Source organism: Weissella confusa (assembly GCF_004766315.1).
In the GTDB taxonomy this organism is placed as follows: Bacteria; Bacillota; Bacilli; order Lactobacillales; family Lactobacillaceae; genus Weissella; species Weissella confusa_A.
The window spans coordinates 20,887-27,265 of sequence record NZ_PVSN01000072.1 but is presented as its reverse complement, the minus strand read 5'-3'; the positions used below and the strand labels follow the sequence as shown (position 1 = coordinate 27,265).

6 protein-coding genes are annotated in these 6,379 nt (G+C 46.0%); 4 read left to right on the top strand and 2 right to left on the bottom strand.

Annotated features, from left to right (window positions below):
• Together C6P11_RS09745 and C6P11_RS09740 are read right to left on the bottom strand one after the other, a co-directional pair.
• The coding region (locus tag C6P11_RS09745; RefSeq protein ID WP_135518151.1) for a helix-turn-helix domain-containing protein at positions 1-143 on the bottom strand (143 nt) is incomplete at its 3' end.
• A gap of 149 nt (positions 144-292) precedes the next feature.
• Positions 293-1,507, bottom strand: a complete 1,215-nt coding sequence (locus C6P11_RS09740; RefSeq protein WP_135520709.1) for an MDR family MFS transporter — start codon at positions 1,505-1,507, stop codon at positions 293-295.
• Positions 1,508-1,639: 132 nt separating this feature from the next.
• On the opposite strand from C6P11_RS09740, the gene glpK reads away from it, so the two are divergent.
• The 4 genes from glpK (at position 1,640) to purR (ending at position 6,368) form a co-directional block, all read left to right on the top strand.
• The gene (gene glpK, locus C6P11_RS09735) at positions 1,640-3,148 is read left to right on the top strand and encodes a glycerol kinase GlpK (RefSeq protein ID WP_135520707.1); all 1,509 of its coding nucleotides are present in this window, start codon (positions 1,640-1,642) and stop codon (positions 3,146-3,148) included.
• 175 nt (positions 3,149-3,323) lie between these two features.
• Positions 3,324-4,787, top strand: a complete 1,464-nt coding sequence (zwf, locus tag C6P11_RS09730; RefSeq protein ID WP_135520705.1) for a glucose-6-phosphate dehydrogenase — start codon at positions 3,324-3,326, stop codon at positions 4,785-4,787.
• Between the two features lie 82 nt (positions 4,788-4,869).
• The gene (locus C6P11_RS09725) at positions 4,870-5,343 is read left to right on the top strand and encodes an 8-oxo-dGTP diphosphatase (protein ID WP_135520703.1); all 474 of its coding nucleotides are present in this window, start codon (positions 4,870-4,872) and stop codon (positions 5,341-5,343) included.
• Positions 5,344-5,513: 170 nt separating this feature from the next.
• Positions 5,514-6,368 (top strand): pur operon repressor, encoded by an 855-nt coding sequence (gene purR / locus C6P11_RS09720; protein ID WP_135520701.1) that lies wholly within the window; start codon positions 5,514-5,516, stop codon positions 6,366-6,368.
• Positions 6,369-6,379 lie beyond the last annotated feature (11 nt).

The window sequence follows — 6,379 nt, the reverse complement described above, 5'->3', positions numbered from 1 at the left end:
CCAACACAGCGGGCAATCTCACGAGAGATTGTCGAAGCGCTTCTACCAATTTCTTTTGCAATGCTACGCATTGACAACCCTTCTCTGAGTAAAACTTCTATACGTCCGCGATCAAATGCGGTAAGCTGATGATAATGACTCATAATGTTTCCTCGCGTTCTGTATGTTCTAGACAAACTACATTTTACGCTGGTTCATTATGAGTCAGTTTTTATTTAGCTTAGTGTTGCACTTGAATTGTAAATTCAAGTACAAAAAAGCACCTCAACCGGAATTGAGGTGCTGTCAAAAGTTAATTATTTAAACGACGCTTGCGGGCGCGGAAGGCACGGTCGAGAATGAAGGTGAAGATGACGAAAAGCATCATGATACCAAACATTGACCCGAACAAGGCCTTGTATGAACCGCCGTCAATCATTAAACCACCGTATAGCGGTCCAACGGCACGACCAAGTGAAATCGCCATGGTCATCATACCTTGTGAGCGACCCTTAGCATTTGGATCACTGATATCATCAATCCAAGCGGGCATCTGTGGACTCGCGAACATCTCACCAATGGTCAAAATCATAAAGGTGAAGATGAACATCGGATACGTCTTGGCGCCCATCAAGAAGATGAATGAAATCGCGAATAAGGCGGTTCCACCAAGCACGGTTAGTCGGAATGGCAACTTTTCAATGATGCGATCCAGCAAACCTTGTCCAACAATGATGACGATACCATTCAATGTCCATAGGAATGAATAGTCTTGTGTCGTCATGCCGAGGTCGGTCATGTGCGTTGCCACGACTGTCTCCCAAAGAATGTATCCCATATAAAGGGAGAATGCCAAACCGAGCAAGGCATAAATCAAAACCGGTGTCTTGAAGTTGCTCTTGGCGGCCTTGGCAGCTTCCTTTGAGGCTTGTGCGGTCATACCCTTCACGTTGAAGTGACGTAGCACCAACACGAAGAAAATCGCATACATGATGGTTGCACCACCGAATACGTATTGCACACCGTGATTGAATAGGAAACCAACAATTGCAGTTCCAACCACGACACCGACGTTCATAAAGAGGTACTGCATGTTAAACACACGACGTGAATCCAATGATTGAATTGTAGCAGCGTATGAATTTAACAATGTGTAGATGATACCATCGGCGAAACCGAGTATTAGCATAAAGACTGCGAATACCGGCCATGAGTGCCAGAACGTTAGCAAGGCCAACATCGTTGTTGCAAGGGCAACGGCACTGGCGATTGATTTGAAGGGACTCCATTTATCAAATAGGTGTCCACCAACCCAGCTACCAATCATCATCATGATTGATAGTCCCATGACGACTAAGCCGGCCGTGGTCATCGTCTCGTGCAACACATTGTGCATGTATAACGTGGCGATGGGCCAAATTAGCGATGCACCAGTTGACTGGAAGAGGGTTGTTATATAAAGAATTGGGGCCTTGATTTCTACGTGCTTCGGTTTGAGCACTTCGCCATCCGCTGACGAGATTGACATAAATCCTCCATCTGGCATGGTCAAATCATGCCTAAATTGTATAGTTTATGCAAAAAAGTGTAGCACATTCTCGCGAGTTGATATACTAAGAGAGGATGAATTTATTTTAAACGAAAAAATTGGGGAAAGCTTATGGCTATTACACGACCTGAATACATTTTAGCGATTGATCAGGGAACGACGGGGACACGTGCAGTTATTTTCAATCACAATGCGCGTCGCGTGACATCAACAGCGGTGCAAATGACACCAATCGTCCCACACACTGGTTGGTTGGAACAACGTCCGATGGACATTTGGCGTACGGCGCAAACAGCCATTGCGGATGCGTTGATTAATGCTGGCATTCGTGGTGATGAGGTCAAGGCAATTGGGATTGCGAACCAACGTGAAACAACGATTATCTGGGACCGCCAAACGGGGCAACCGATTTACAACGCGATTAGTTGGTCATCAACACAATCACAATCAATTGCGGATGCGCTCAATAATGCCGGGCATGCTGAGATGATTCGTGAGAAGACGGGATTGCCAATCAGTGCTTACTTCTCAGCGACTAAGATTCGTTGGATTCTAGACCACGTTGCCGGGGCGCAAGAACGAGCTGAAGCGGGGGAGCTTGTTTTTGGAACGGTAGACACGTGGCTACTCTGGCAATTAACGGATGGGGAAACGCATGCGACGGATGCAAGTAATGCCTCACGAACGATGCTTTATAACATTCACACACAAGCGTGGGATGAAGAACTATTGCAGTTATTCAACATTCCAGCAAGCATGTTACCAACGGTTCATACCAGCAGTGAAGTGATTGCGCAGACGAATCCGATGCAATTCTTTGGTGGTCGGGTGCCGGTTGCCAGTGTCATCGGTGACCAAAACGCGTCATTGGTTGGGCAACTAGCGCTTGAGCCAGGTACGATTAAAAACACGTACGGGGCCGGTGCTTTCTTGTTGATGAACACGAGTAAGGAACCGGTTGCGTCACAAAACCAATTGGTAACGACAATTGCTTATCAAGTTGGAGATGAACCAACCTACGCATTGGAAGGATCGATTTTCTCAGCAGGGTCAGCTGTGCAATGGTTGCATGACCGTTTGGGATTAATCGAAACCCAATTGGATGCGTGGCAGTTGGCCGAAAAGTCACAAAACAACGATGAAGTTTACGTTGTGCCGGCCTTTAACGGATTGGGTGCACCTTACTGGGATCCACAAGCTCGTGGAGCGGTGTTCGGTATGACGCGTGGTACGGACAAGGCTGACTTTGTGAAGGCGACATTGCAATCAATCGCCTATCAAACGGCGGATATTTTGGCGATTATGAAGGCCGAATCTAAGTACGATGTCGTGAAGATGAAGGCGGATGGAACGGTTTCACGTAATCCGTACTTGATGCAATTCCAAGCCGACATCGCGAACATCGAAATTGAGCGTTCGATCGATGAGGACACAACGCCACTTGGCGCTGCGTTCTTGGCTGGCTTGGCAGTAGGCTACTGGCAGAACCTATCAGACCTCGCACAATACATTCAACGTGGCCGTCATTTCGATGTTGCCTTGCCGGCCGAACGTCGCGACGCCCTTTTGAACGGATGGCATAACGCAATCGCTGCAACGCGATACTTTTCCGAGGGTTAAGCATATAAATTGTATGTCATAAGTTTTTAATGTAAGCGTTTTACATTTTTGTGGCAAAACGCTGTAAAAAAGTTTATAATGTGGTTATTGAGTAAGAGTGTGAGATACTGTTACTGATTTGAACTTATACAACTAATGATTATTTCGATTTTTTGAGAGTAAAGGAGCATTCATCGTGCCTGCAGAAATTACAACATTGTTGACATTCTTCGGTGGAACTGGAGACTTGGCTAAGCGTAAGTTGTACCCATCAACGTATAACTTGTTTAAGAAGGGCTTCTTGCAAGAGCACTTTGCCGTTATCGGTACGGCCCGTCAAGAGTTGACGACTGAAGAGTTCCACGAAATGGTTCGCGAATCAATTGCTGACTTCGTTGAAGATCAAGCAAATGCTGAAGAATTCATTTCTCACTTCTACTACATCCAACAAGACATTACTGATGCAAACGGTTATGCTGCTATGTTGGAATTGAACAACGAATTGGACGCCAAGTACAGCTTGAAGGGCAACCGTATTTTCTACATGTCAGTTGCTCCTCGTTTCTTCGGAACGGTTGCTAAGTACTTGAAGTCAGAAGGTTTGATTACTGAAAACGGTGAGTACAACCGTTTGATGATTGAAAAGCCATTTGGAACATCATTTGGTACTGCCGAAGAGTTGCAAAACGAATTGTCAGAGGCCTTTGATGATGCCCAAATCTTCCGTATTGACCACTACTTAGGTAAGGAAATGGTTCAAAACATTGCTGCTGTCCGCTTTGGTAACCCATTGTTTGACGCTGCATGGAACAAGGACTACATCGAAAACATCCAAGTTACTTTGTCAGAAGTTTTGGGTGTTGAAGAGCGTGCCGGTTACTACGATACGGCCGGTGCTTTGCGTGATATGATTCAAAACCACACGATGCAAATCGTTGGTTGGTTGGCCATGGAAAAGCCAGCGTCATTTAAGGACGTTGATATCCGTGCTGCCAAGAACGCGGCCTTTAACTCATTGAAGATTTACAACCGTGAAGAGGTTGCTGAGAACTTCGTCCGTGGCCAATACGGTGAGTCAGCCGATGGTACACAAAAGAAGTACTTGGACGAAATGGACGTGCCAGCAGATTCACAAAACAACACGTTTGTGGCTGGTAAGTTGCAATTCGAGATGGATCGTTGGGAAGGCGTGCCATTCTACATCCGTTCAGGAAAGCGTTTGGCTGCTAAGTCAACGCGTGTCGATGTTGTCTTCAAGAAGGGCTTGAACATCTTCGGCGGTGACGTTGAATTGGCTAACCCTGTTTTGACAATTTTGATCGATCCAAAGGGTGGTATCGAGTTTAAGATTAACGCTAAGGACGTGACGTCAGAATTCTTGACGCGTGTTGTTAACTTGAACTGGACGGTTTCAGACGAAGACAAGAAGTTGACGCCAGAGCCATATGAGCGCATGATTCACGACGCTATGGACGGTAACGGTTCAAACTTTGCCGACTGGAACGGTGTGGCAATTGCTTGGAAGTTCGTTGATGCAATCCAAGAAGCTTGGGATGCAACACGTGAGCAATTCCCTAACTATGTTTCAGGTTCAATGGGACCAGAGGCATCAAACGATTTGTTGGCCAAGGATGGCAACGAATGGGTCTTCAAGGGCTAATTCGCTAGAAAACGATTTTTTAACAGCTCAGTTGGCAGTTTGTCAGCTGGGCTGTTTTTGTCACAAAAAGGAGTGAGTGGTAATGGCAGATCGATACACGCCGATTGAGCTGACGAACATGATTATGATTGAAAATCCAGAGACCCATGAAGTGCTGGTTGAGGATCGTAAAAATCCAAAGTGGCCGGGCGTGACGTTCCCTGGTGGTCATGTTGAAGTCGGGGATACGGTGACGCAGTCTGTCTTTCGTGAAGCGCGCGAAGAGACCGGTTTGGAAATCACGAACCCACAATTGATGGGAATTAAAGAATGGCCGCTAGAAAATGGCGCCCGCTACATCGTCTTTTTGTACAAGGCGACTGAGTATTCAGGGACAATTCACTCAGGTCGTGAAGGTGAAATCTTCTGGACAACGCGTGAAAAGCTGCTCGATGGTCGTTATGTGTTGCCAAATACGTTCGCTGAGATGCTACCGGTATTTGATCAACCTGAGATTAACGAATTGGCTTTGGGTGCTCGAGTTGATGGTGAGGAACGAACAATTTCTTGGCAATAGTTAGTTAAACGGTTAACTCAAAAAGCCGAACGTCCGAAAATCACGTGAAAACCCACGTGATTTTTTTGTAATTTCGGTTTTAAACCTATTTTCAGGTTTTTACATGAACGAACGTGTTATAATTAATCCATAATAATAAAAATTACCGAACGTTCGAGGTTTAATGAGATATGAAAACACGACGCAGTGATCGCTTGGTCGATATGACGCGCTACTTATTGGAGCGCCCACGTACGTTGGTGTCTTTGACACAATTTGCAGAATTATACGAAAGCGCCAAGTCATCAATTTCTGAAGACTTGACGATTTTGAAGCGCACTTTCCAGGAGCGCGGTATTGGTCTTTTGGAGACGATTCCGGGTGCTGCTGGTGGTGCTCGCTTTACGCCATACATGCTTGAAACTGAAGCGGAAGAATTTGTTGCTTCATTGGTAAATGCCATTGATGACGAGACGCGTGTCTTGCCTGGTGGTTACGTTTACTTGTCAGATTTGTTGGGACAACCTTGGTTCTTGCAACGTATCGGTCGTTTGATTGCCACGCAATACTTGCGCGAGCCAATCGACGCCGTTATGACGGCTGCAACTAAGGGTGTGCCGGTTGCACAAGCCGTTGCTGAAAAGTTGAACGTGCCATTTGTGATTGTCCGTAACGACACTAAGGTTACGGAAGGACCAACGATGTCAGTTAATTATGTTACTGGTCAATCACAACGCCTTGAGAAGATGGAATTGTCACGCCGTTCATTGCCAATGGGATCTCGTGTCCTTATTGTCGACGATTTCATGAAGGCTGGTGGTACAATTCGAGGAATGGCTTCTTTGGTTAAGGAATTCGAAGGTCAAGTTGTCGGTGTTGCTGTCGTGGCTGAAGGTCGCGTCGAACACCGCGTTATTGATAAGTACACGTCTTTGGTTCACGTTGATACGAACAAGGATGACGGTATTATCAAGGTAAAGCCTGGAAACTACGCTGAAGAAATTTACGGTGGTGGATCACCTGCTGACGCCACTTCTGCTGAGTAAAGTTTTATTTG